The organism is Scandinavium sp. UTDF21-P1B (assembly GCF_040750395.1).
Lineage (GTDB): Bacteria > Pseudomonadota > Gammaproteobacteria > Enterobacterales > Enterobacteriaceae > Scandinavium.
The window spans coordinates 24,217-46,356 of record NZ_JBFLVD010000014.1 but is presented as its reverse complement, the minus strand read 5'-3'; the positions used below and the strand labels follow the sequence as shown (position 1 = coordinate 46,356).

The 22,140-nt window shown below is 55.1% G+C and carries 21 protein-coding genes; 7 read left to right on the top strand and 14 right to left on the bottom strand.

Annotated features, from left to right (window positions below):
• Nucleotides 1-91: 91 nt before the first annotated feature.
• The 5 genes from sspB to zapE form a co-directional block, all read right to left on the bottom strand.
• Entirely contained in the window at nucleotides 92-586 is a 495-nt protein-coding gene (gene sspB, locus AB1287_RS10965) for a ClpXP protease specificity-enhancing factor (RefSeq protein WP_312625360.1), read from the bottom strand.
• A 4-nt stretch (nucleotides 587-590) separates the two neighbouring features.
• Nucleotides 591-1,229: a stringent starvation protein SspA gene (sspA, locus tag AB1287_RS10960; RefSeq protein ID WP_312625359.1), complete on the bottom strand. Its 639-nt coding sequence runs from the start codon at nucleotides 1,227-1,229 to the stop codon at nucleotides 591-593.
• Between the two features lie 309 nt (nucleotides 1,230-1,538).
• A complete protein-coding gene (gene rpsI / locus AB1287_RS10955; protein WP_000829815.1) occupies nucleotides 1,539-1,931 on the bottom strand; it encodes a 30S ribosomal protein S9 in 393 nt (130 codons plus the stop codon).
• Nucleotides 1,932-1,946: 15 nt separating this feature from the next.
• Complete coding sequence (gene rplM, locus AB1287_RS10950) at nucleotides 1,947-2,375, bottom strand: 50S ribosomal protein L13 (protein WP_097164166.1); 429 nt, start codon at nucleotides 2,373-2,375, stop codon at nucleotides 1,947-1,949.
• A 220-nt stretch (nucleotides 2,376-2,595) separates the two neighbouring features.
• Entirely contained in the window at nucleotides 2,596-3,723 is a 1,128-nt protein-coding gene (gene zapE / locus AB1287_RS10945; protein WP_435617782.1) for a cell division protein ZapE, read from the bottom strand.
• A 189-nt stretch (nucleotides 3,724-3,912) separates the two neighbouring features.
• Between zapE and zapG the strand changes: the two genes are divergently transcribed.
• The 3 genes from zapG to degS all read left to right on the top strand — a co-directional run bounded on the left by zapG (nucleotide 3,913) and on the right by degS (nucleotide 6,996).
• Nucleotides 3,913-4,311 carry a Z-ring associated protein ZapG gene (gene zapG / locus AB1287_RS10940; protein WP_435617781.1) on the top strand — a complete coding sequence of 133 codons (399 nt, stop codon included), beginning with the start codon at nucleotides 3,913-3,915 and terminating at the stop codon, nucleotides 4,309-4,311.
• Nucleotides 4,312-4,475: 164 nt separating this feature from the next.
• Nucleotides 4,476-5,849 (top strand): serine endoprotease DegQ, encoded by a 1,374-nt coding sequence (degQ, locus tag AB1287_RS10935; protein WP_435617780.1) that lies wholly within the window; start codon nucleotides 4,476-4,478, stop codon nucleotides 5,847-5,849.
• Between the two features lie 88 nt (nucleotides 5,850-5,937).
• Complete coding sequence (gene degS / locus AB1287_RS10930) at nucleotides 5,938-6,996, top strand: outer membrane-stress sensor serine endopeptidase DegS (protein ID WP_435617779.1); 1,059 nt, start codon at nucleotides 5,938-5,940, stop codon at nucleotides 6,994-6,996.
• Nucleotides 6,997-7,051: 55 nt separating this feature from the next.
• Here the strand turns inward: degS and mdh are convergent, their stop codons facing one another.
• Nucleotides 7,052-7,990, bottom strand: a complete 939-nt coding sequence (mdh, locus tag AB1287_RS10925; protein ID WP_312625352.1) for a malate dehydrogenase — start codon at nucleotides 7,988-7,990, stop codon at nucleotides 7,052-7,054.
• 414 nt (nucleotides 7,991-8,404) lie between these two features.
• On the opposite strand from mdh, the gene argR reads away from it, so the two are divergent.
• The 3 genes from argR (at nucleotide 8,405) to yhcN-B (ending at nucleotide 9,892) form a co-directional block, all read left to right on the top strand.
• Nucleotides 8,405-8,875 carry a transcriptional regulator ArgR gene (gene argR, locus AB1287_RS10920; protein ID WP_312625351.1) on the top strand — a complete coding sequence of 157 codons (471 nt, stop codon included), beginning with the start codon at nucleotides 8,405-8,407 and terminating at the stop codon, nucleotides 8,873-8,875.
• Nucleotides 8,876-9,254: 379 nt separating this feature from the next.
• A complete protein-coding gene (gene yhcN / locus AB1287_RS10915; protein WP_435617778.1) occupies nucleotides 9,255-9,518 on the top strand; it encodes a peroxide/acid stress response protein YhcN in 264 nt (87 codons plus the stop codon).
• Between the two features lie 107 nt (nucleotides 9,519-9,625).
• Entirely contained in the window at nucleotides 9,626-9,892 is a 267-nt protein-coding gene (yhcN-B, locus tag AB1287_RS10910; RefSeq protein ID WP_435617777.1) for a DUF1471 family stress response protein YhcN-B, read from the top strand.
• A gap of 49 nt (nucleotides 9,893-9,941) precedes the next feature.
• Here yhcN-B and AB1287_RS10905 read toward each other — a convergent pair whose 3' ends face one another.
• From AB1287_RS10905 to aaeX, 5 genes are all read right to left on the bottom strand, one after another.
• Nucleotides 9,942-10,217 carry a barstar family protein gene (locus AB1287_RS10905; RefSeq protein ID WP_435617776.1) on the bottom strand — a complete coding sequence of 92 codons (276 nt, stop codon included), beginning with the start codon at nucleotides 10,215-10,217 and terminating at the stop codon, nucleotides 9,942-9,944.
• 51 nt (nucleotides 10,218-10,268) lie between these two features.
• The gene (locus AB1287_RS10900) at nucleotides 10,269-11,723 is read right to left on the bottom strand and encodes an NAD-dependent succinate-semialdehyde dehydrogenase (protein WP_435617775.1); all 1,455 of its coding nucleotides are present in this window, start codon (nucleotides 11,721-11,723) and stop codon (nucleotides 10,269-10,271) included.
• Between the two features lie 82 nt (nucleotides 11,724-11,805).
• Nucleotides 11,806-13,773 carry a p-hydroxybenzoic acid efflux pump subunit AaeB gene (gene aaeB / locus AB1287_RS10895; protein WP_312625344.1) on the bottom strand — a complete coding sequence of 656 codons (1,968 nt, stop codon included), beginning with the start codon at nucleotides 13,771-13,773 and terminating at the stop codon, nucleotides 11,806-11,808.
• A gap of 5 nt (nucleotides 13,774-13,778) precedes the next feature.
• On the bottom strand, nucleotides 13,779-14,711 hold the full coding sequence (aaeA, locus tag AB1287_RS10890; protein ID WP_312625343.1) for a p-hydroxybenzoic acid efflux pump subunit AaeA: 933 nt from the start codon (nucleotides 14,709-14,711) through the stop codon (nucleotides 13,779-13,781).
• 7 nt (nucleotides 14,712-14,718) lie between these two features.
• Complete coding sequence (gene aaeX / locus AB1287_RS10885; protein ID WP_097164153.1) at nucleotides 14,719-14,922, bottom strand: p-hydroxybenzoic acid efflux pump operon protein AaeX; 204 nt, start codon at nucleotides 14,920-14,922, stop codon at nucleotides 14,719-14,721.
• Between the two features lie 131 nt (nucleotides 14,923-15,053).
• Here aaeX and aaeR point away from each other — a divergent pair, with 131 nt between their 5' ends.
• Complete coding sequence (gene aaeR / locus AB1287_RS10880) at nucleotides 15,054-15,980, top strand: HTH-type transcriptional activator AaeR (RefSeq protein ID WP_312625334.1); 927 nt, start codon at nucleotides 15,054-15,056, stop codon at nucleotides 15,978-15,980.
• Here the strand turns inward: aaeR and fucR are convergent.
• The 3 genes from fucR to yhdP all read right to left on the bottom strand — a co-directional run bounded on the left by fucR (nucleotide 15,977) and on the right by yhdP (nucleotide 22,123).
• Nucleotides 15,977-16,696 (bottom strand): L-fucose operon activator, encoded by a 720-nt coding sequence (gene fucR / locus AB1287_RS10875; protein WP_312625332.1) that lies wholly within the window; start codon nucleotides 16,694-16,696, stop codon nucleotides 15,977-15,979. The two genes, aaeR and fucR, sit on opposite strands and share 4 nt — an antisense overlap.
• Nucleotides 16,697-16,793: 97 nt before the next feature.
• The gene (gene tldD, locus AB1287_RS10870) at nucleotides 16,794-18,239 is read right to left on the bottom strand and encodes a metalloprotease TldD (protein WP_312625330.1); all 1,446 of its coding nucleotides are present in this window, start codon (nucleotides 18,237-18,239) and stop codon (nucleotides 16,794-16,796) included.
• Between the two features lie 86 nt (nucleotides 18,240-18,325).
• Nucleotides 18,326-22,123, bottom strand: a complete 3,798-nt coding sequence (yhdP, locus tag AB1287_RS10865) for an AsmA2 domain-containing protein YhdP (protein WP_435617774.1) — start codon at nucleotides 22,121-22,123, stop codon at nucleotides 18,326-18,328.
• Nucleotides 22,124-22,140: the final 17 nt, after the last annotated feature.

Below are 22,140 nucleotides of genomic sequence, written 5' to 3'. Positions count from 1 at the left end.
AAAGAATAAAAGCCCGGCTTGCTGATGCAGCCGGGCTTTTTTACGTTTTCAAGGTACAAATGAAAACAGGCCCGAATGGGCCTGTTGAGGATTACTTCACTACGCGTAGCGCCGGACGACCACCGCGTGGCGGCGGCGTGTCGTCAGGATCGTTATCATCATCGCCATCTGGCTTATCGCCATCGATGACTGACATCACGGTTTCGTTTTCTGCGCCGGTTTCCGCGTCGTCATTGACGTGAATACCGTCTTCATCGTACGCCGCTTCCGGCTCGAACATGGTGCCTGCGCCGTTTTCACGGGCATAGATTGCCAGCACGGCCGCCATAGGTACTTCAACCTGGCGCGGTACGCCGCCAAAACGCGCATTAAAGCGCACTTCGTCGTTAGCCAGCTCAAGGTTGCCTACCGCACGCGGCGCAATGTTCAGTACGATTTGCCCGTCACGCGCGTATTCCATCGGAACACGTACGCCCGGTAACGTCACGTCTACCACCAGATGAGGCGTCAGCTGGTTATCCAGCAGCCATTCATAGAATGCCCGCAGCAGATAAGGACGACGTGGCGTCAGCTGTGACACATCCATTCAGTTAGCCCCGACCGAGGCGCATTTCACGCTCGGCTTCAGTTAAGGAAGCGAGGAAGGAATCACGTTCGAAAACGCGAGTCATATACGCTTTCATCTCTTTAGAACCGGTACCGATCAGCTCAATGCCCATGACCGGCAGACGCCACAGCAGCGGTGCAAGGTAGCAGTCGACCAGGCTGAACTCGTCGCTCAGGAAATACGGCTTCTGCGTGAAGACCGGCGCAATCGCCAGCAGCTCTTCGCGCAGCTGTTTGCGGGCAGTTTCTGCCTGAGCAGCCGTACCGTTCATGACGGTATTCATCAGCGAGTACCAGTCTTTTTCGATGCGGTGCATATACAGACGGCTTTCACCACGCGCCACCGGGTAAACCGGCATCAGCGGCGGGTGCGGAAAACGCTCGTCCAGATATTCCATAATGATGCGAGATTCCCACAGGGTCAGCTCGCGATCCACCAGTGTCGGTACGCTTTGATTCGGGTTGAGGTCAATCAGATCCTGAGGTGGATTGTCCTTCTCCACATGCTCAATCTCAAAGCTGACACCCTTTTCGGCCAGCACAATGCGGACCTGATGGCTATAGATGTCAGTAGGACCAGAAAACAGCGTCATTACCGAACGTTTGTTGGCAGCGACAGCCATGAAAACCTCCAGGTATATTCAGAATTTTTACTGCTACCCGCCACAACATGTGACCGGCCAGTGGTAAAGCCCCGTAAGCGTCGAACGACATTCCTGTTCAAAAAACAAAAAATGAACAACCGCCTGCATTTGGGCACAAAATTGGATGATAGTTTACCAGATTTTGATGGATTTGTGTTGAGGCGATTCTGGAAATGCTGAAAAAGGATGAAAAGAGAGTGGAGGATTGTGGATAACGCCGGTTTTATTCATAAAAAAACCCGCCGAAGCGGGTTTTTTCGCCAATTGTTCTGCATAAGCAGAAACCAATTAACGTTTGGAGAACTGAGGACGACGACGTGCTTTACGCAGACCGACTTTCTTACGTTCAACCTGACGAGCATCACGAGTAACGAAGCCAGCTTTACGCAGTTCGCCACGCAGGGACTCATCGTACTCCATCAGAGCGCGGGTGATACCGTGACGGATCGCACCAGCCTGACCAGAGATACCACCACCTTTAACGGTGATGTACAGATCCAGTTTCTCAACCATGTCGACCAGTTCCAGCGGCTGACGAACTACCATGCGGGCAGTTTCACGACCGAAGTACTGTTCCAGAGAACGTTGGTTGATAACGATTTTGCCGTTGCCCGGTTTGATAAACACGCGAGCTGCGGAACTTTTGCGGCGACCAGTGCCGTAGTATTGATTTTCAGCCATTGCCTATAATCCCGATTAGATGTCAAGAACTTGCGGTTGCTGTGCCGCGTGGTTGTGCTCGTTACCCGCGTAAACTTTCAGTTTACGGAACATTGCACGACCCAGCGGGCCTTTTGGCAGCATGCCTTTAACCGCGATTTCAATCACACGCTCAGGACGGCGGGCAATCATCTCTTCAAAGGTCGCTTGTTTGATACCACCGATGTGGCCGGTGTGATGGTAATACACTTTGTCTTCACGCTTGTTACCGGTTACAGCAACTTTTTCTGCGTTCAGAACGATGATGTAATCACCCGTATCTACGTGCGGAGTGTATTCCGCTTTATGCTTACCGCGCAGGCGACGAGCCAGTTCGGAAGCCAGACGGCCCAGAGTTTTACCGGTCGCGTCAACAACATACCAGTCGCGCTGTACGGTTTCTGGTTTAGCTGTAAAAGTTTTCATTAAAAGCTTACCCAAATAAATAAGTTACACGTTGGTGAACACCCAAACGTTTAAAAGTTGAGGCTCACACGACAAAGTCCGGCAAACCTACCCCTTCGAATAGCCTATGCCAGCACATAGAAAGTTTTGGGAAAAAAACCTTCTCGTAACGTGGGGTCGCAAGATTATAGAGAAGTCACGGTCAAAGATCGACCCCTAAATGTGATTTGCCAGGGGGTTTTTAACCGGCCAGATGTTCACGCTTTAAATACTCTTCGCTTTGCATCTCCTGCAGGCGCGAAAGGCAGCGCTGGAACTCAAATTTCAGACGCTCGCCCTGATAAATATCGTGGAGTGGCACGGTCGCGCTCACCACCAGTTTGACATGACGTTCATAGAATTCATCCACCAGCGCAATAAAACGCCGCGCCTCACTTTCCATTAATGTCGTCATCACCGGTACATCAAACAACATCACGGTATGAAACAGACGCGAAAGAGCAATGTAATCATGCTGACTACGGGCATCCACGCACAGCGTGGTGAACGAGACTGCCAGAGTTTGATTTTCTGCCCCCAGCGTTGGCAGTGAACGGTGGTTGATTTCAAGCACAGTCGGCTTCTCGCGTCGGGTACCGGAGAGCGCCAGCCAGAGTTTGTCCATCTGCTGGTGCGTCTCATCGTTCAGCGGCGATAGCCACAAATGCGCCTGGGTCAGCGTCCGCAGACGATAGTCAATCCCGGCATCCACATTCATGATGTCGCAGTTTGCTTTAATAGCATCGATCGCAGGCAGGAAACGTGCGCGCTGCAAACCGTTGCGGTACAGGTCATCAGGAGGAATGTTGGAGGTCGCCACCAGCGTGATCCCACGTGCAAAAAGGGCCTTCATCAGGCCGCCTAACAGCATCGCGTCCGTAATGTCTGAGACAAAAAATTCATCAAAGCACAGCACGTCGGTTTCGGACTTAAAGCGGTCGGCCACGATTTCCAGCGGATCGCTGTGCCCCTGCAGCGCGGTGAGTTCTTCATGCACGCGGAGCATAAAACGGTGAAAGTGGAGACGCTGCTTACGCTCTCCAGGCAGGCTTTGATAAAACATATCCATCAGCCAGGTTTTCCCACGCCCTACGCCGCCCCACATATATAAGCCGCGTACCGGAACCCGGGAAGCTGACTCGTGCTTACCCAACAGTTTACCTAATTTGGCCCGCAGACCGCCTTTTGTCGGGCTTTGCGCCGGAAGAGAGGTCAGTTGCTGGTAGATAATATCCAGCCGGGAAACGGCCTCACGCTGAACGTCATCGGGTTGGTAGCTCCCCTCTTTCAGGGCCTGTTCATATCGCGATGTGGGGGTCATGCTTTGCATAAGTTGTTGTTATTTCCTGAAAAGCAACGTGCAGCAGTTCACGGTTGTCGAAAAAAAGGCCGTTCTACAGTACGCGATGACACGCCAGGATTCCACTTCTAAGGGATTAGCGGTTATAGTGGCACTATCGGGCGCAGGCGAGGAGCCTTATTGCCACCCTACGGAACCACAAAACAACGGGAGAAGTTCATGACCTGGGAATATGCGCTAATTGGTCTGGTTGTCGGTCTCATCATTGGCGCCGTCGCTATGCGATTTGGTAACCGCAAGTTACGTCAACAGCAGGCCCTGCAGTACGAACTGGAAAAGAATAAAGCAGAGCTGGACGAGTATCGTGAAGAACTGGTCAGCCACTTTGCCCGCAGCGCCGAGCTGCTCGACAATATGGCTCATGACTACCGCCAGCTGTATCAGCATATGGCGAAAAGCTCCAGCAGCCTGCTGCCGGAAATGAGCGCGGAAGAAAACCCGTTCCGTAACCGCCTGTCAGAGTCCGAGGCCAGTAACGATCAGGCGCCGGTTCAGATGCCACGCGACTATTCTGATGGCGCATCCGGTCTGCTGCGCAGCGCCGCCAAACGCGACTAACCCCTCTTTATTTACGGGCGCAGCCCTTGCGCCCGCCACTTCCTTCCCGCCCCGGCTATTATTAATCATCAACCTCATTGTTAGACGTCCGAAAATTCAATAACATCGGGCTGTTTATGGGCGTATTTTTTCTCACATTCCTCAGGTCATGAGAGCCAGCATCAATGAAGAAAAAAACTTTATTACTGAGTGCGTTAGCGTTAAGCGTCGGGTTATCTCTTGGCGTGGCGATGCCGGTGTCAGCTTCTCTGCCTGCAGTTCTGCCAGGCCAGGGGCAGATGCCAAGCCTCGCGCCGATGCTGGAGAAAGTGCTGCCTGCGGTGGTAAGCGTTCAGGTGGAGGGGACGGCCACACCGGCAAGCCAGGGACAAGTCCCTGACGAACTTAAGAAATATTTTGGTGACGACGCGCCAGTCGATCAGCCCCAGCCGTTCGAAGGGCTGGGCTCTGGCGTCATTATTGATGCTGCCAAAGGGTACGTGCTCACCAACAATCACGTCGTTAACCAGGCACAAAAAATCAGCGTCCAGCTGAACGATGGCCGTGAGTTTGACGCCAAACTGGTCGGCAGCGATGATCAAAGTGACATCGCGCTGCTTCAGCTCCAGAAAGCCGATCACCTGACGCAAATCGCCATCGCTGATTCCGACAAGCTGCGCGTCGGGGATTTTGCCGTGGCGGTAGGCAATCCGTTTGGTCTGGGCCAGACCGCCACATCGGGGATAATCTCCGCACTGGGGCGCAGCGGCCTGAATCTTGAAGGCCTGGAAAACTTTATCCAGACCGATGCCTCCATTAACCGGGGCAACTCCGGCGGCGCGCTGCTGAACCTCAACGGAGAACTGGTTGGGATCAACACCGCCATTCTCGCGCCGAGCGGCGGCAGCATTGGCATCGGCTTTGCGATCCCAAGCAACATGGCGATTACCCTCGCCAAACAGCTGATTCAGTTTGGCGAGATCAAGCGCGGCCTTTTAGGTGTTAAAGGCATGGAGATGAGCGCAGATATCGCCAAAGCGTTCAATCTCAATATCCAGCGCGGGGCGTTCGTCAGCGAAGTGTTGCCAGGCTCTGGTTCGGCAAAAGCGGGGGTTAAAGCGGGCGATATTATCGTGAGCCTCAATGATAAGCCGCTCAGCAGCTTTGCTGAACTGCGTTCGCGTATCGCCACGACGGAGCCGGGCACCAAAGTAAAACTTGGGCTGCTACGCGATGGCAAGCCGATGACCGTTGAGGTCACGCTGGATAAGAGTACCTCTTCCACGGCCAGCGCAGAGCTGATTACTCCGGCGTTGCGGGGAGCGTCCCTGAGCGACGGTCAAATGAAAGACGGTACTAAAGGTGTTGTTCTCAACGACGTTGAAAAAGGCAGCGCCGCAGCTCAGGTTGGCTTACATAAAGATGATGTGATCATCGGCATTAACCGCCAGCGCGTGCAGTCTATCGCTGAAATGCGCAAGGTGCTGGAAGCCAAACCTGCCATCATTGCGCTGAATGTGATGCGCGGGAATGAGAGCATCTATCTGCTGCTGCGTTAGGACCTGTTAAGGGCGGACATTGCCTGCGTGTGATGTCCGCATAACTCGTGCTATGCTGCCCCGGTTCCCTTACCTGTGATAATCGCACATGCTTGCAAAGCTTTTACGTTCAGTCGCAATTGGATGCATCGTCAGTGGCATTTTGTTAGCCGCCATGCCTTCGTTGCGCCAGCTTAACCCCCTTTCATCCACGACGTATGACAGCGCGGATGAATCGCCGGTCAGCTACAATCCCGCAGTGAAGCGGGCGGCGCCTGCCGTCGTTAACATCTATAACCGCGCGCTGAACAATAACAGCCATAACGTATTAACGCTCGGCTCCGGCGTGATCATGGACGAGCGCGGGTACATTATTACCAACAAGCATGTGATTAACGATGCCGATCAGATCATCGTCGCTTTGCAGGACGGGCGCGTTTTCGAGGCGCTCATTGTCGGATCCGACAGCCTGACTGATCTTGCGGTGCTCAAAATCAACGCCAGCGGCGGGCTGCCGGTCATTCCGATTAACCCGAAACGCATCCCGCACATTGGCGATGTGGTGCTGGCCATCGGCAACCCGTACAACCTCGGGCAAACCATCACCCAGGGCATTATCAGCGCCACCGGGCGTATTGGCCTGAACCCATCCGGCCGCCAGAACTTCCTGCAAACGGATGCCTCCATTAACCACGGTAACTCCGGCGGTGCGCTGGTGAATTCGCTGGGCGAGCTGATGGGGATTAATACCCTCTCCTTTGACAAGAGCAACGACGGTGAGACACCTGAAGGAATCGGCTTCGCCATTCCATTCCAGCTGGCGACGAAAATTATGGATAAGCTTATCCGTGATGGTCGGGTGATCCGCGGTTATATCGGCATCAGCGGCCGTGAAATTGCGCCTCTTCACACTCAGGGCGGCGCGATAGATCAGATTCAGGGCATCGTGGTAAATGAAGTGGCACCTGGTGGCCCGGCTGCTGAGGCAGGCATTCAGGTCAACGACGTGATTGTTTCCGTGAACGACAAACCGGCAGTCTCTGCGCTGGAAACAATGGATCAGGTCGCCGAAATTCGTCCGGGTTCTGTCATCCCGGTTATCGTCATGCGTGACGATAAAAAGCTGACCCTGAACGTCACCATTCAGGAATACCCCGCCACCAACTAACAGGCGTAAAAAAACCGGAGCACAGGCTCCGGTTTTTACTTTCTGGCTGCCAGGCTTATTTGTTAACGAACTCTTCGCCCAGCGCGATATCTTTCTTCAGCGTATCCAGCATGCCTTCCATCGCGTGTTGTTCAAACTCGCTCAGCTTGCCGATGGACTGACGCTCTTCGACGCCGTTTTTACCCAGCAGCAGCGGCTGCGAGAAGAAACGTGCATGCTCGCCGTCACCTTCAACGTAGGCACATTCCACCACGCCTTTCTCGCCCTGCAACGCACGCACCAGCGACAGGCCGAAACGTGCCGCCGCCTGGCCCATAGACAGGGTTGCGGAACCGCCACCGGCTTTGGCTTCCACCACTTCGGTACCCGCATTCTGAATGCGTTTGGTCAGATCGGCCACTTCCTGTTCGGAGAAGCTGACACCTGGGATCTGCGACAGCAGAGGCAGAATAGTCACACCGGAGTGACCGCCGATAACCGGCACTTCAATCTCCGTTGGCTGCTTGCCTTTCAACTCCGCCACGAAGGTATTTGAGCGAATGATGTCCAGCGTGGTGACGCCGAACAGTTTGTTTTTGTCATACACGCCGGCTTTTTTCAATACTTCAGCGGCAATGGCCACCGTGGTGTTGACCGGGTTGGTGATGATACCGATACAGGCTTTTGGACAGGTTTTTGCGACCTGCTGCACCAGATTCTTCACGATGCCCGCGTTAACGTTGAACAGATCGGAGCGATCCATTCCCGGTTTACGCGCGACACCTGCGGAGATCAGCACCACATCAGCGCCTTCCAGCGCCGGGGTTGCATCTTCACCGGAGAAACCTTTGATCTTCACTGCGGTTGGAATATGGCTGAGATCGACTGCCACGCCCGGGGTAACCGGCGCAATATCATACAGGGAGAGTTCTGAGCCTGAAGGCAGTTGGGTCTTAAGTAGTAGGGCAAGCGCCTGGCCGATACCGCCAGCTGCGCCGAGGACTGCGACTTTCATCCTAAACTCCTTATTATGGTTAGTTTCATCTACCGTAACTCCGTGGCGGCAACCTTAATTCACAAGGTAAACAATAACAACAAGCGAGGGTGAAGAATGCGGCGCTGCCCGCAGCAAAACGGCGCTATCGCTCACTTTACCATCTGTGACAGACCGCCGCGACGGCGTAACCGGTCGACTGTTGGCTACAATACACCCAGCCAGATGGGCAAAACAACACCATTTTCATAACATTTGATTTACTTTTGCCGTTATTTTCGACTCGTGACGAAAGCATGTTCCCTGATAACAATTTTTGATAAAATCCTTCCCTTTCATAACATTATTTCAGCCTAATTCACGGCAGATAATTTGCATAAAAATTCATCCATATGCATAATAATGTTGTTTTTACCGCCATGATACGGGTGACTTATGCGAAGCTCGGCTAAGCAAGAAGAATTGGTCAAAGCGTTTAAAGCGCTGTTAAAAGAAGAAAAGTTCAGTTCTCAGGGAGAGATCGTCCAGGCATTACAGGAGGAGGGCTTCGAAAACATCAATCAGTCCAAAGTCTCCCGGATGCTGACGAAGTTTGGCGCAGTGCGTACGCGTAACGCCAAAATGGAGATGGTGTACTGCCTTCCTGCGGAACTCGGCGTACCAACCACCTCCAGTCCATTAAAGAATCTGGTACTGGATATCGACTATAACGACGCGGTGGTGGTTATCCATACCAGCCCTGGTGCTGCACAGCTTATCGCTCGCCTGCTGGATTCTCTGGGGAAAGCGGAGGGCATTCTTGGCAGCATCGCCGGGGATGACACCATTTTCACCACCCCTGCTCGCGGGTTTACCGTGAAAGATCTGTACGAAGCCATTCTGGTGCTGTTCGAACAAGAGCTGTAATTCTGCATCTCTCCGGCGCCCTGTCGGAGAGCGTCTTATCTTCCGGATAACAACCGAAGCGCTACATAACCCTCCCTTTACTTTAACATTAAGTGCGTTTCACTGCCTTAATGTCATCATCCAGTCAATGCTGTTAGCAAAATCGCACAAATCATCAAATTCATATATCTATATGATTTAATTAGAAATAAATCGCAAAACCCGCCGCCAACTGACGTTTTTAATGCTTTTCCGTTATAAAAACGACGCTTCTTGACACTTAATTACGAGAGAAACCATTAGCCTGGTATTAATTTTTTGGGTGATTAGTGTATACTTGATTTTGTGATGAGGGTCACGAAACAAAGACCCTGATAAAAAATTCGACGAGGTAAAAATTATGAAAATCAAAACCACTGTAAGCACATTGACCATTCTCTCTGTTCTCTCTTTTGGCGCTTTCGCTGCGGACTCTATCAACGCGGATCAAGCCGCTAATCGTGAAGCCATCGGTACCGTTTCTGTCGGCGCGGTAAGTTCTTCGCCAATGGACATGCACGAAATGCTGAACCAGAAAGCCCAGGAACAAGGCGCTTCATCCTATCGCGTGATCGAAGCACGTACCGGTGACCACTGGCACGCAACGGCTGAGCTGTACAAATAAGTTTGAATTTTAGTCAGAAGTAAAATGCATTTAATCCTGCGGCACCAGGCATAAAAAAAGCAGTTCAAACCTTCTCGCCGCACAGTAAACGAATTGAGGTAAAAATTATGAAAAGCGCAATGATTATCGCAACACTGGGTCTGGCATCCGTTCTGTCCTTCAGCGCAGGTGCAGCTGTTCATCAGGTGAACGCAGAACAGGCACAGGGCTTACAATCCATGGGTACCGTGTCTGTTTCTCAGGTCGGTAGCGCACCAATGGATATGCGTCACGAACTGGCCGCAAAAGCCGAAAAAGAAGGTGCTTCTTCTTACCGTATTATTGAAGCTCGCAGCGGCGACACCTGGCACGCCACGGCAGAGCTCTATAAATAAACCCTCGTCGTCTTATCTGACGACTTGCCCCCGCCTGTCGGGGGCTTTTTTATGCCTGACGAATATTGAAACGCAGCATCCCTTCCAGCTCTTCTTCCGCTTCATCAAACAGCAAAATGAGCGCCCCGTAGCGACGACGCTGTTTCTCTTCCAGATGTACAAACTCAATCTCCAGGGGCAGCGGCAGCTGGCTTGCGGTTACCACATCCCAGAGCGAATCGAGATCGCGAATGGGCGTACCGCTGAGCGCAAAAGTGCGGGTAAACTCACGATAGAAATCGTTTTGAGTACCTATTTCATCAAAATCAAAGGTATAGGTTTTCATTTGTACTCCGCCTTTTGCCAGAGCGGGCGGCATAACCGCCCGACATGCAGCTTACAATCCCCCAATGTGCAGGGTTTTCACTTCCAGAAACTCCTCCAGCCCCAGCACCGACCCTTCCCTTCCCAGACCGGACTCTTTTACGCCACCGAACGGCCCGAGCTCTGTCGACACGGCACATTCGTTAATCCCAATCATGCCGCTCTCAAGCGCTTGTGAAACCCGGAAGACCCGCTGCAGGTTTTGGGTATAGAAATAGGCGGCCAGCCCAAACGGCGTGTTGTTGGCACGCTGAACCACTTCGTCCTCATTGCTGAAGCGGAAACAGGCAGCCACCGGGCCGAAGGTTTCCTCCTGCGCAAGCTGCATCTCGTCGCGGCATTCGCCGAGCACCGTCGGCAGCCAGAAGTTGCCACCGAGCGCGTGCGGTTTACCGCCTGTCAGCACTTTCGCCCCTTTTGCTACCGCATCTTCAACGTGTTCACGCACCTTCTTCACCGCAGCAGGTTCAATCAGCGGTCCGACAACCACGCCCTCTTCCATCCCGTTCCCGACTTTCAGCGCGTTAACCGCCTCCGTCAGCTTTTGGGTAAAGTCGTCATAAACCTTCTCATGAATATAGAAGCGGTTTACGCTGACGCACACCTGTCCGGCGTTGCGGAACTTATTGGCGATCGCGCCTTTGACAGCCGCATCGATATCCGCATCCTCAAACACGATATAAGGCGCGTTCCCGCCCAGCTCCATTGACACTTTTTTCATCGTTTCCGCAGCATTACGGACCAGCGTTTTACCGACTGCGGTCGAACCGGTGAAGGATATTTTGCGCACTTCATGGCTCGCCATAATTGCATCACTGATTTCCTGGGTATTCCCTGCCACAGCGTTCAGTACGCCATCCGGCACGCCCGCTTTCTTCGCCAGATGCAGCAGCGCAAAGGCGCTCAGCGGGGTGTTATTTGCAGGTTTAATGATGCCAGTACAGCCTGCCGCCAGCGCCGGGCCAAGCTTGCGCGTCAGCATCGCCATCGGGAAATTCCACGGCGTGATGGCGGCGACAACGCCGACGGGTTCACGGGTTGCTAGAATACGCGAGCCGGGCTTAGCGGGTGGGATGATTTCACCATTAGCGCGCTTGCCCTGTTCGGCAAACCACTGAATGAAACTGGCTGCATACTCCACTTCGCCCTCAGCCTCTTTCAGCGGCTTGCCCTGCTCGGTGGTCATCAGCCTGCCAAGCCAGGCTTTGTTCTCAATGATGAGTTGATACCAGCGGAAGAGAATTTCGGAGCGCTCTTTCGCGGTTTTTGCTCGCCAGAGCGGGAAGGCTTTGCTTGCGGCAGCAATAGCCGCTTCGGTTTCGTGTTTCCCGGCTTTCGCCACTTTGGCAATCGTCTCGCCTGTCGCCGGGTTTACCACATCGAACGTAGTATCGAGCGTTTTCCATTCGCCATTGACCAGAAAGCCGGTCTGAAAGAGTTCGTTATCCTGGAGCGCCTGCATTGTCATGTTTCCTCCGACAGTATTGTCCTGTGATAACAGTTAAGTATAGCCATAAAAAAACCGACGCTTTTGGCGTCGGTTTTAGAGGTCAGTTCACCGTCAGCGCATGCTGATATTTCCTCAGCATGTCCGTCAGCCTTTTCACCGGCTCGGTCACCTGTGCGGGTGCCTGCCAGATCGCCAGTTTTTCCTGATAGACACCCAGCTCTTCCAGCAGGCGTCCAAAGTAGCGACGGCGCTTGTCATCGCTGCTGGCGGAGATCAGCTTGTCTGCCGTGCGTCGCATCTGGCGGTGGAAAGCCGAGAGGTCGTCGTTCACCGGGACGGGCGCATCCCGCAGACGCTGGTGCGCAATAATCAGCGTCAGCGCCAGGCGGAACTTGGCAATATCGCCGGGGAATTTATTCAGCAGCAAAAACAGCTGCTGATAGAGTGCGGGCAGATGGTTTTCGTTACGCCGGGCGGTGTTGGTCGTCAGCGAAGAGACCGCCGCCGACACGAACTGGTTCAACAAAACGCGTCCGGTGCGGGCCTGCGAGTTATCGCGCACCAGCAGAATGACCATCAGCGCGAGGAAACAGCCCACCAGTTGGCCAAGCGCGCTGTCGAGAAACTGGCTGAAGTGGAACGTCATCGGGTTATCCAGCACCAGAATGTTAATCGTGGACGCCAGCGTACCCAGCGATCCCAGCCGCCGTTTCTGCACTTCAATGCCGATAAAGAACGCCATTATCGCAAGGCTGATACACAGCAACAGCATGCTTTGCTGCGTGGAGGGCAGCACCACCAGGAAATAAAACGCCCCGAGCGGCAGCGCAGCAATGGTGCCGTATAAAAAGTCGATGGCCGCCATTTTCGGATTGGGCAAACGCATCGCCAGCGACGTCACGACAGCGATCATCACCATCGCACCGCTGCCGGACGTCCAGCCCGTCCATAACCAGAACAGCGTACCCAGCGCGCAGGACAAAGTGGTGCGCCAGAAGTTAATCATCGCATGATGGCGTTCGGCAGATTCCACCTTCACCACCACTTCACCCTGCAAAATCTCCTCTTCGCGGGCGCTGGCTTTCGCGTTCCCCACCACGCCGCGTTTGAGCAGCTGATAACGGGTCGCCGCGCCGACCCAGCTGTACAGCGTAATCGGTGTGTCGTGCTGGCCGGTCCACGCCAGAATTCGGCGCATGCGTTTGAGCTGCTTATGAACGTCCTGCACGGTTTCGACAGGCTCGTCGAACATCTCACGCCATTCGGTGGTAATGAGGTCCGGGCGGGTATTCTGAATCAGGTAGGTTTCACAAGCCTGGGTGATAAGCGTTAAGGAGAGCGTATTCAGCGCCTTCAGGCGGCGATTCGCACGAGCCCAGCGCGACGATTCCATATTCAGATTGCTGCGCATCCCTTCCAGCGCCTGCGTGCGGCGAACCAGCGCGCTCCAGGCGTTGTCCACCACTTCGCTGTCGCCATGGCGAATACAGAGCTGCATCAGCTCATATTGAGCAACCAGCAGCGCGTCGAGTTCCCGGTCAATTTCCTGCTTGATGGAACGTGGGGAGAAGAGCAAATCGGCAACAATCGCGCTGACGATACCAATCACAATTTCGCTGCAGCGCTCCACCGCAAACTGCGGCGACAGCAGCGGTTCGTTCTGAATGGTGATCACGATGATCAGCGCCGTGTAGCCCGCCAGGCCCCAGGCGTAGGAGTTTTCAACCTTAACCAGCGAGGAGACCCAGGTACAAAAACCGGCCCACAGGCAGCAGACCAGCACCATCAGAAGCGGCGCGCGGATCATGCCGATGATGATTGCCAGCGCCGCGATACAGCCGATGAACGTCCCGCAAATACGCAGCATGCCGCGATAGCGAATAGCGCCGGAGTATGGCTCACCACCGGCAGCAAACGCCGGGCCCGCAGCAACGATGGCGGCGGTCAGCACCGCCCAGCGCGGGGTCTCAAGCTGGAAGTGAAAGCCGACAAACAGCGCCAGCACAATCGCGCAGACCAGCTTGATGGCAAAACGCAGATGCCGATCGGCGATAGAGAAAATACCCATCGCGATTAACCGAACTCACGCAGGCGCATACCCAGCTTCTGGAAGAAGGAGGCCTTCTGCGTGTCCCTGTCTTTCGCACCCGTGATGATCACCGTTGCCGTCGTGCCCGCAGGCCACAAATTGCCCTGCTGCTGGTCGAGGCGAATGCGGACAGGCACACGCTGCGCCAGGCGAACCCATTCCAGGTTGGAATCAATGGTCGCCATGCCTTTAGCATCGCTGCTGCTGCTGGCGTTGGTGACCCCTGCGGCGACGCTGTCGACGGTGCCTTTGATCACTTTGGTGCTGCCAAGCGGGGTGATTTCCGCACGGTAGCCCGGGCGTACGCCTTCGAGCTTGGTTTCTTCCATGTAGGCCACCACATAGAAACTCTCTTTTTTCACCAGCGCGACGGCTGTCGACCCACGAGTGATAAATTCCCCGCTGTAGACGTTGAGGTTTGTCACCCAGCCGTCCGCCGGAGCGCGAATGACGGTACGATCGAGATCAAGGCGCGCCAGGTCGCGTGTCGCTTGCGCCTTGGCTAGCTGATGCTCGACGGTCTGTAAAAGGTTGTTGGCCTGGTCAATCTCTTCGCGGGACATCGCCTGAACGCCCAGTTGATTACGTCGCCCTGCTTCACGGCGTTTCTCAGAGGCCAGCGCCTGATAATAGGCAACGTCAGCATCGGCTTCTTCGAGGGCTTTCTGATAACGCGGCTGGTCGATGGTGAACAACACCTGGTTTTTGCTGACCAGTTGGTTATCCTTGACCTTCACATCGGTGATAAGCCCGGCCACATCGGGTGCAATTGCCACGACGTCGGCGCTGAAACGAGCATCTCGCGTCCACGGTGATTCGGTGTAATACACCCACGCGCGGAAGATAGCGATAAAGGCCAGCACGACCAGAATGAGGGTAATGGCGGTTCGGGATATTTTTCTTGTTAGTGTTTTCACAACGACCTCAAACGAACAAGCGCGATATCAGATAGAACAAACAGCAATAAAGCGCCGTGTTAAACAGCGCGGGATGCCAGACGAAGTCATAGATCCCGGTAGGGACCAGCACCCGGCGCAGCAGCCAGAAAATGGCCAGCGACAATAGTAGCTCGACGAAGATCGGCGGGAATGAAAGACCGAAAATCACGATGACGGGAAACAGACTCATGTTGACCTTGAATAAGAGAATGCAGGTGAGAGCAGCGATGCTTTAATTATTCAGCTAACAGTATATTAACGTAACTGTTATCGCGTGATCTATATTATGTGATCTAAATCACCTTTAACTCAGAGTGAACAATGGAACGATTAAAACGCATGTCGGTGTTCGCCAAAGTCGTGGAGCTGGGTTCCTTTACGGCAGCGGCAAGACAGCTCGAAATGAGCGTCTCATCGATCAGCCAGACCGTCTCAAAGCTGGAAGACGAACTGCAGGTTAAGCTGCTGAACCGCAGCACCCGCAGCATTGGCCTGACGGAAGCTGGCAAAATTTACTATCAGGGCTGTCGGCGAATGCTGTTTGAAGCCCAGGACGTTCACGAGCAGCTTTATGCCTTTAACAACACGCCCATCGGTACGCTGCGGGTAGGCTGTTCTTCAACTATGGCACAAAATGTCCTCGCCGGGATCACCTCCAGAATGCTTAAAGAGTACCCGGATTTGTCGGTTAATTTGGTTACGGGTATCCCGGCCCCCGACCTCATTGCCGATGGTCTGGATTTGGTGATCCGCGTTGGCGCACTGCAGGATTCCGGGCTGTTCTCACGCCGTCTGGGTTCAATGCCGATGGTGCTTTGTGCCGCCAAAAGCTACCTGCAGCAGGCAGGCACACCGGAAAAACCCGCCGATCTGGCGAGCCATTCGTGGCTGGAGTACAGCATCCGCCCCCACAATGAATTTGAGCTGATCGCCCCGGAAGGGCTGTCAACAAAGCTCATTCCACAAGGGCGATTCGTCACCAACGATCCGATGACGCTCAACCGCTGGCTCACAGCCGGAGCCGGGATCGCCTTTGTGCCACTGATGTGGGTGATCAACGAGATCAACCAGGGCGAGCTGGAGATCCTGCTGCCGCGCTACCAGTCCGATCCGCGCCCGGTGTATGCGGTATATACCGAAAAAGACAAACTGCCGCTTAAGGTGCAGGTGTGTATCAACTATCTGACCGACTATTTCGTTGATGTTTCAAGGCAGTTCCAGGGCATTAACGGACGTGCGAAAAACTAAGGCATCTGTTCGGGTTGCGCATCGGATATCAAATGGGTGACGTCACTGAGCGGCCCGATGCGCACTTCACTCGAACGGTTAAACTTGCTCTTATCCATCAACAGTAATGACTGCGACGCCCGCTTCAGTAACAGCGACTTGTAACTCGCGTTATGTCCGCCCGGATCCCACATCACGCCATGGCGATCGACGCCTTCGCAGGAAAAGATAAACAGATCGATTTCCAGCGTTTTGAGCTGAGAGACCAGCGACGGATTGATGTAATAGCCGAACTGACGCTGCAGCTCACCGCCGGAGCTGATAAGCCGAACGTACTCGCGCTTGCCGAGCTCCATGCATACCGGATGGCTGTTGGTGAACACCGTCAGCGGCATGTCGGGCAGCTGGCGGGCCAAAAACCAGCAGGTGGAACTGGCATCCAGCGCGATCGTCATCCCGCCCTCAATCCAGGCCAGCGCATGGCGGGCAATATCTGACTTGTGAGCATAATGGCTTTTCAGCCGCGTATGGAAAGGGGCTTCGTTGCCCTGCGCATGGCGATGAATGGCCCGGGCACGCCCGTGGCTGCGCTGAATTTTGCCCTGCTGCTGGAGCTCGCTGAGATCGCGACGCACCGTTTCTTTGCTGACGCGGAGTGCATCAGACAGTTCGTCCGTAGTGAGGCTGAGGGTTTGCGAAAGAAGCGTGAGGATCTGCTGATGGCGAGCGACCTTCATTTACGGTCTCCGTCAAAAATGCCCGGCGGCACTTCGTTTGCGCGGGCCTGCAGGGAGTTGTTGGCCCGGCAAACATAGCGCCGCCGGGCACGGGATGTTATGCGGTGCCACCCACGGTCAGATTGTCGACCTTCAGCGTCGGCTGGCCAACGCCAACCGGCAGGCTTTGACCTTCCTTACCGCACACGCCGACGCCGTTATCCAGCTTCAGATCGTTACCGACCATCGAGATCTGCTGCATAGCTTCAATACCTGAGCCAATCAGCGTGGCGCCTTTCACCGCTTTGGTGACTTTGCCTTTCTCAATCAGATAAGCCTCTGAAGTTGAGAAGACAAATTTACCGGAGGTGATATCCACCTGGCCGCCGCCAAAGTTTGGCGCGTAAATACCGTAGTCAACTGACTCGATGATTTCCTGCGGCGTGGATTTTCCGTCGAGCATATAAGTGTTGGTCATGCGCGGCATAGGCAGATGCGCGTAAGATTCGCGACGGCCGTTGCCCGTTGGCTTCACGCCCATCAGGCGCGCGTTGAGTTTGTCCTGCATGTAGCCCTTCAGCACGCCATTTTCGATCAGCACGTTGTACTGGCCCGGTGTGCCTTCGTCGTCGATAGAGACGGAACCGCGGCGATCGACCATGGTGCCATCATCCACAACGGTACACAGTTCAGAGGCGACAAGCTGCCCCATCTGGCCGCTGAATACCGACGTGCCGCGGCGGTTGAAGTCGCCTTCCAGACCGTGACCTACCGCTTCGTGGAGCAGTACGCCAGGCCAGCCCGCACCTAATACCACTGGCATTGTGCCAGCCGGGGCCGCCACGGCGTTGAGGTTAACCATTGCCATGCGCACCGCTTCTTTCGCCCAGGCGTCGGCACGCACTTCGCCGTCTACGTTCTCAAGGAAGTAGTCATAGCCGAAACGACCGCCGCCGCCGCTGGATCCGCGTTCGCGTTTGCCATCGTCCTCCACCAGCACGCTGACGGAAAGACGCACCAGCGGGCGAACGTCCGCCGCTAATGTGCCGTCCGTCGCCGCGACCAGAATCAGCTCATACACGCCCGTCAGGCTGGCGGACACTTCCTGCACGCGCTTGTCGGCGGCGCGCGCAGCTTTATCTACGCGGCGAAGAATATCGAGCTTCTCTTCACGGCTCATGCTCTGCAGCGGGTCAAGGCTGGTGTAGAGCGGGGAATGGGCTTTTTCGCCAAGCGTATGCACTTTGCCATCGCCGCTTTCACGCACGATGGTGCGGGCAGCCTGTGCGCTTTGCTCCAGCGCCAGCAGGCTAATCTGATCGGCATAGGCAAAGCCGGTCTTTTCACCGCTGACGGCACGCACGCCGACGCCCTGATCGATATTGTACGAACCGTCTTTGATGATGCTGTCTTCTAACACCCAGGATTCGTGATAGCTCGACTGGAAATAGAGGTCGCCGTAGTCGAGGCGGCGCTCGGCAAGTTGGCCAAGTATGGCAAACAGATCCTGATGATTCAGGCCGTTTGCCGACAGCAGATGTTCACTTACCAGGTTCAGACTCATCGTTTTGCTACTCGTTGGTGGCCGCGAAGTTCGCGGAAAATCAGTTTTCTCTATTGAGAGTGAGGTAAATTGTAACGTCCGTCAAATCATTGCTTTTTATCGCCGCGCGCCTGGCGCAGCACTTCATTGATTTGAGGTTGATCGATTGGCCCGGTGATGCGGTAACGCAGAATCGACACTTTGCTCCACAGCGGCCCCAGCACCTTGCTGGCCGCAAACACGGCGGCCCCAATGATTGGGTTAACGGCAAATGCCGTTGCAACGCCGACGGTGGCAGAAATCTCCGGTGCCACTACCGCTTCCATATCCAGCTCACGTCGCACCAGGTTAACGGAACCTTTCATCGCGATATCGGCTTCCAGGCCATCCACCAGCGTGTCATCGGTGTGCAGCGTACCATCTTTGATCCACGAGGTGCTGCGAATAGAGTCGAACCAGAAGCCTTCGCTGAAGGTGTCGCTGAAGTCAAAGCGCAGCTTACGCAGCAGCGAATCCACGCTCAGCAGGCGCAATAGCTGGCCCGCATGACCGGTGCTGAGGTCGGTAAATTCTCCCTTGCCCAGACGTGCTTTCAGAATGCCGTTCAGCGAGGCCACATCCGGCGTCCATGGTTCGTCTCGCCAGTGAAGATCGTAATCTATGTCGAACGAGGAGTCGCGAACCGGCGTGGCAATACCAAAATAGCCGAGCGCGGCGTCTACTTTGCTGCCGCGCAGTTTGCCTTTCAGCGACGTGCGTTCGCGACCCGGGGCATTTACCCACTCACCGTCCATCGTCAGGCGGCCAAAGCCGGTGTCCAGCAGGCCGTTGGAGAGCGACAGCGTGTTGCCCTTCACGGCAAAATCACCGTCAATGCGTCCGTATTTTTGCCCCCAAAGCCAGCATTCGGCGCAGCGCAGCTGCACGTCCGGCCAGTTCTGGAAATCGACCCGATCTTTTGTATAGAGGTTGCTGCCAACGGCTTCACCGGTGGTTGTCGTTGAGGACGGGTTGTAATAGAGATAGCGAATATTCGCCAGCCACGGCGCATTATCGCGCAGCGCAAGCGTCGCGTTTATTTCACGCCCCTGCGCTTCCACGCTGGTGCCGTTCAGAGTAGGCTGCGAAATAATACTGAGATTGTTCCAGCGCTGGCCTGCCATGGTTAACGCCGGCGTGCGCAGCGTTATGCGTTCCGGGAAGGCTGCGGCTCCACCCACGCTGTCAACGGCACCCTGGCGGAACAGGGCCAGCCATTGCGCACCGTCCATTGGCGGTAAGTTGAGTTCCACCCCCGACGCATCCGGCAAAGGCGGCACGCTGCGGCTGTCAGAGGCCCAAATGGCTCGATCGAGCGTCAGCTTTTTGTTCAGCAACCAGCGGCTGTTAAGGTGATCTTTCGCACCCACGTTGCCCGTCAGATCGAAATGATTCAGGTCGCCTGCCGCCGTTAGCTTCACCGGAAGCGGCTCGCCCGGTTTTTTATCGGCCGGTGCAGGTAAGCGACTGCTTACATTCTTCAGATCACCCGTGATATCGACCTTGTAGCTAGTCCCACCTTTGTAGGGCAGCTCAATGCCGACTTTACCCTGCCACGGCACGCTGCCGCTGATGGCATCGTTGAGCTGTTTCGGCAGCATTCCCGTACGGGTTGGCTGCCAGTTCGCGTCCATGTTCACCGCTACCTGATAGGCTTTTGGCCCTTCGGTGGTGGAGAAGTTGACGTTCAGCGGCTGATTAAACCAGTTCGCGGTCAGCGGCCCGCTTTTCAGGCCGCCATTCTCAAAGCTAAAGCCGCCGCTCAGATTCTTCAGGGTGCTGTCGAGCGGCTTGATAAACAGGCTGTTGTTATTCAGGCGCACGTCGCCCTTCGCCAGTACCTGCTTGCCGTTGAGCGGAATGTCGAGATGTAAGCGAGCATTCACATCGCCATCGAGCTGTAGCTCTTCAAGCGTCGCTCCCAGCGAATCTTTCAACGGCGATTCGTCAAAGTACGGCCCGACGGCCTTGCCCGGCCCGGCAATCTGCGAATCAATAATCAGCTTCTCTTTCGAGTAGTCCGGGATCGCAGCATTGAGGTTGTGCGCCGTCACACCGCCCAGCGCGACCTTATCGGCCTGCATAAACAGCCCGTCATTCAGGAAGTTGAGATCGATATTGAGGTTGGTGAGCGCAGGCCAGTCCGGCTGGAAGGCAAAGGTGGCGTTGTGCAGCGGTACCCAGACCTGAAACTGCCCTTCGTTGTGCTTATACGGGAAAAGATGCGGGTTACCGCCGTACACCAGCGTAGCGTTATCCGCCTGGCCGCCTTTGATAGCAGAGCTGAGATAGTCAACCAGCTCTTTGCCCATCAGATTTTCCGGGAAGTAGCGCCAGGCCTGGCCACCATCGTCGGTGCTGATACCCGCCAGAATGCCAAGCCAGGGAACGTCGCCCTCAGGCTGCAGCCAGCGGAAGCCGCCGTTGGCATGCACGCCGGTGGCCTGTACGTCGATATCGCGGCCGTCCAGCATGAATCCTTTTTCGTTTTTCACCCATGAGAGATTTGCCGTGCCTTTCGCTATCTCAAGCGGCGCACGGAACACCGTCTCATAAGGCATTTTGGCGTTTTCCATGCTGACGTTCAGCGCGCCATTTTCAACGCTCCCTTCTGCCTGGCCAGAAAAATGTTCAGCACCGGGTAATAACTTCCACTGTTTCCAGGCAAGGTTGCTCCAGGCCGCCTGAAAACGGGTTTTCTCGGTAGCCTGCAAAGGGATATCCAGCGCCAGCGCGTCAATTTGACCGGCAGGCTGGGTCGTTTCCCAGATTTCGCCGAGGGACGGCGAGAGCTTCTCCGCGATCGGCAACAGGCCGGAAAGCCCACTGAGTTCAAGGTTGCTGGCACGGACCCGTAGCTCATCGCTGCGCACGTTATCTTTACCGCCAACGTCCTGACCTGGGATCCAGGCCAACGCCAGCGCGCCCTGCGGCCAGCGCTTACCGTCAATGGCAATGCGAGTATCCGGAATATGGAACGCCCAGCCCTCATTGGCACGCGAGATATGCGCCGTCAGATTATCTACAGACAGATCGTGAGTTTGCGTGTCGCCTTTCCAGCTGGCACCGCCTTTTTTCAGCCAGACATCACCGCTGGCGACGTCGCCTTTATCGAGATCTATCCAGCCTTCAAGGCTGAAACGGGCAGACGTCAGCGCGATATTATCTTCCATCCAGCGTCCAAGCCACGGCTTGACGTCGATGTCATCCGCCTGCACCCAGAGCCGGCCTTCATTGAGTAAACCGTTCTCGTCGCGCAGATCCATGCGCACTTTCATGACGCCGTGCTGCCCGGTGAGGCTGGAGAGGCTAAGTTCCCCTTCCGCACGATGGCGATTTTTACCGTTCAGCCAGGTCAACTGCGGAATAGCGAGTTCGGCGCGCTGGCCGGAGAGCGTCAGGAAGCTGAGATGACTGTCGCGAAGCGTGAACTGATCGAACTGACGCAGGAACAGATCGCCAATACGATCGGTTTTCAGCGGATCGCTGTTGTCATTTCGCTGCAGAGGAACGTTGGTGCGAATTTGCAGCTGCCAGAAGGTCAGCTCGCGAAACTGCCAGCGGAAATGGAGAAGACTTTGCCAGACGTCGAGGGCGAGCGTCACTCGTTTCACGGAGAGATGCCCATCATGATTCAGCCCGGCGTTAATGTCGCGAACCTCAAGCGTCGGGCCGAAGTTTTCCCAGCTGGCTTTGATCTGTGACGCGTCAACAGGATGCCCCGTCGACTCGGCGATTTTTTCCAGCAGCTGCGGGCGCCATTTGTCCAGATGCGGCAAAACGAGACGCAGGCCACTGACCAGTAGCGCGAGGATAACAACAACTGTTGCCACCGTGATCAGCAGGATTCCAGGCAAACGCCTCACGCATCTCTCCTTGTTGC

What these genes read in the sequence shown, in the direction of transcription:
- aaeX (WP_097164153.1), bottom strand. Translation starts at nt 14,922, where the DNA reads ATGAGTCTGTTTCCCGTCATCGTGATTTTCGGTCTTTCATTCCCGCCG.
- tldD (WP_312625330.1), bottom strand. Translation starts at nt 18,239, where the DNA reads ATGAGTCTGAACCTGGTAAGTGAACATCTGCTGTCGGCAAACGGCCTG.
- aaeR (WP_312625334.1), top strand. Translation starts at nt 15,054, where the DNA reads ATGGAACGATTAAAACGCATGTCGGTGTTCGCCAAAGTCGTGGAGCTG.
- yhcN (WP_435617778.1), top strand. Translation starts at nt 9,255, where the DNA reads ATGAAAATCAAAACCACTGTAAGCACATTGACCATTCTCTCTGTTCTC.
- mdh (WP_312625352.1), bottom strand. Translation starts at nt 7,990, where the DNA reads ATGAAAGTCGCAGTCCTCGGCGCAGCTGGCGGTATCGGCCAGGCGCTT.
- sspB (WP_312625360.1), bottom strand. Translation starts at nt 586, where the DNA reads ATGGATGTGTCACAGCTGACGCCACGTCGTCCTTATCTGCTGCGGGCA.
- yhcN-B (WP_435617777.1), top strand. Translation starts at nt 9,626, where the DNA reads ATGAAAAGCGCAATGATTATCGCAACACTGGGTCTGGCATCCGTTCTG.
- degS (WP_435617779.1), top strand. Translation starts at nt 5,938, where the DNA reads ATGCTTGCAAAGCTTTTACGTTCAGTCGCAATTGGATGCATCGTCAGT.
- aaeB (WP_312625344.1), bottom strand. Translation starts at nt 13,773, where the DNA reads ATGGGTATTTTCTCTATCGCCGATCGGCATCTGCGTTTTGCCATCAAG.
- rpsI (WP_000829815.1), bottom strand. Translation starts at nt 1,931, where the DNA reads ATGGCTGAAAATCAATACTACGGCACTGGTCGCCGCAAAAGTTCCGCA.
- degQ (WP_435617780.1), top strand. Translation starts at nt 4,476, where the DNA reads ATGAAGAAAAAAACTTTATTACTGAGTGCGTTAGCGTTAAGCGTCGGG.
- zapG (WP_435617781.1), top strand. Translation starts at nt 3,913, where the DNA reads ATGACCTGGGAATATGCGCTAATTGGTCTGGTTGTCGGTCTCATCATT.
- AB1287_RS10905 (WP_435617776.1), bottom strand. Translation starts at nt 10,217, where the DNA reads ATGAAAACCTATACCTTTGATTTTGATGAAATAGGTACTCAAAACGAT.
- fucR (WP_312625332.1), bottom strand. Translation starts at nt 16,696, where the DNA reads ATGAAGGTCGCTCGCCATCAGCAGATCCTCACGCTTCTTTCGCAAACC.
- AB1287_RS10900 (WP_435617775.1), bottom strand. Translation starts at nt 11,723, where the DNA reads ATGACAATGCAGGCGCTCCAGGATAACGAACTCTTTCAGACCGGCTTT.
- rplM (WP_097164166.1), bottom strand. Translation starts at nt 2,375, where the DNA reads ATGAAAACTTTTACAGCTAAACCAGAAACCGTACAGCGCGACTGGTAT.
- zapE (WP_435617782.1), bottom strand. Translation starts at nt 3,723, where the DNA reads ATGCAAAGCATGACCCCCACATCGCGATATGAACAGGCCCTGAAAGAG.
- argR (WP_312625351.1), top strand. Translation starts at nt 8,405, where the DNA reads ATGCGAAGCTCGGCTAAGCAAGAAGAATTGGTCAAAGCGTTTAAAGCG.
- sspA (WP_312625359.1), bottom strand. Translation starts at nt 1,229, where the DNA reads ATGGCTGTCGCTGCCAACAAACGTTCGGTAATGACGCTGTTTTCTGGT.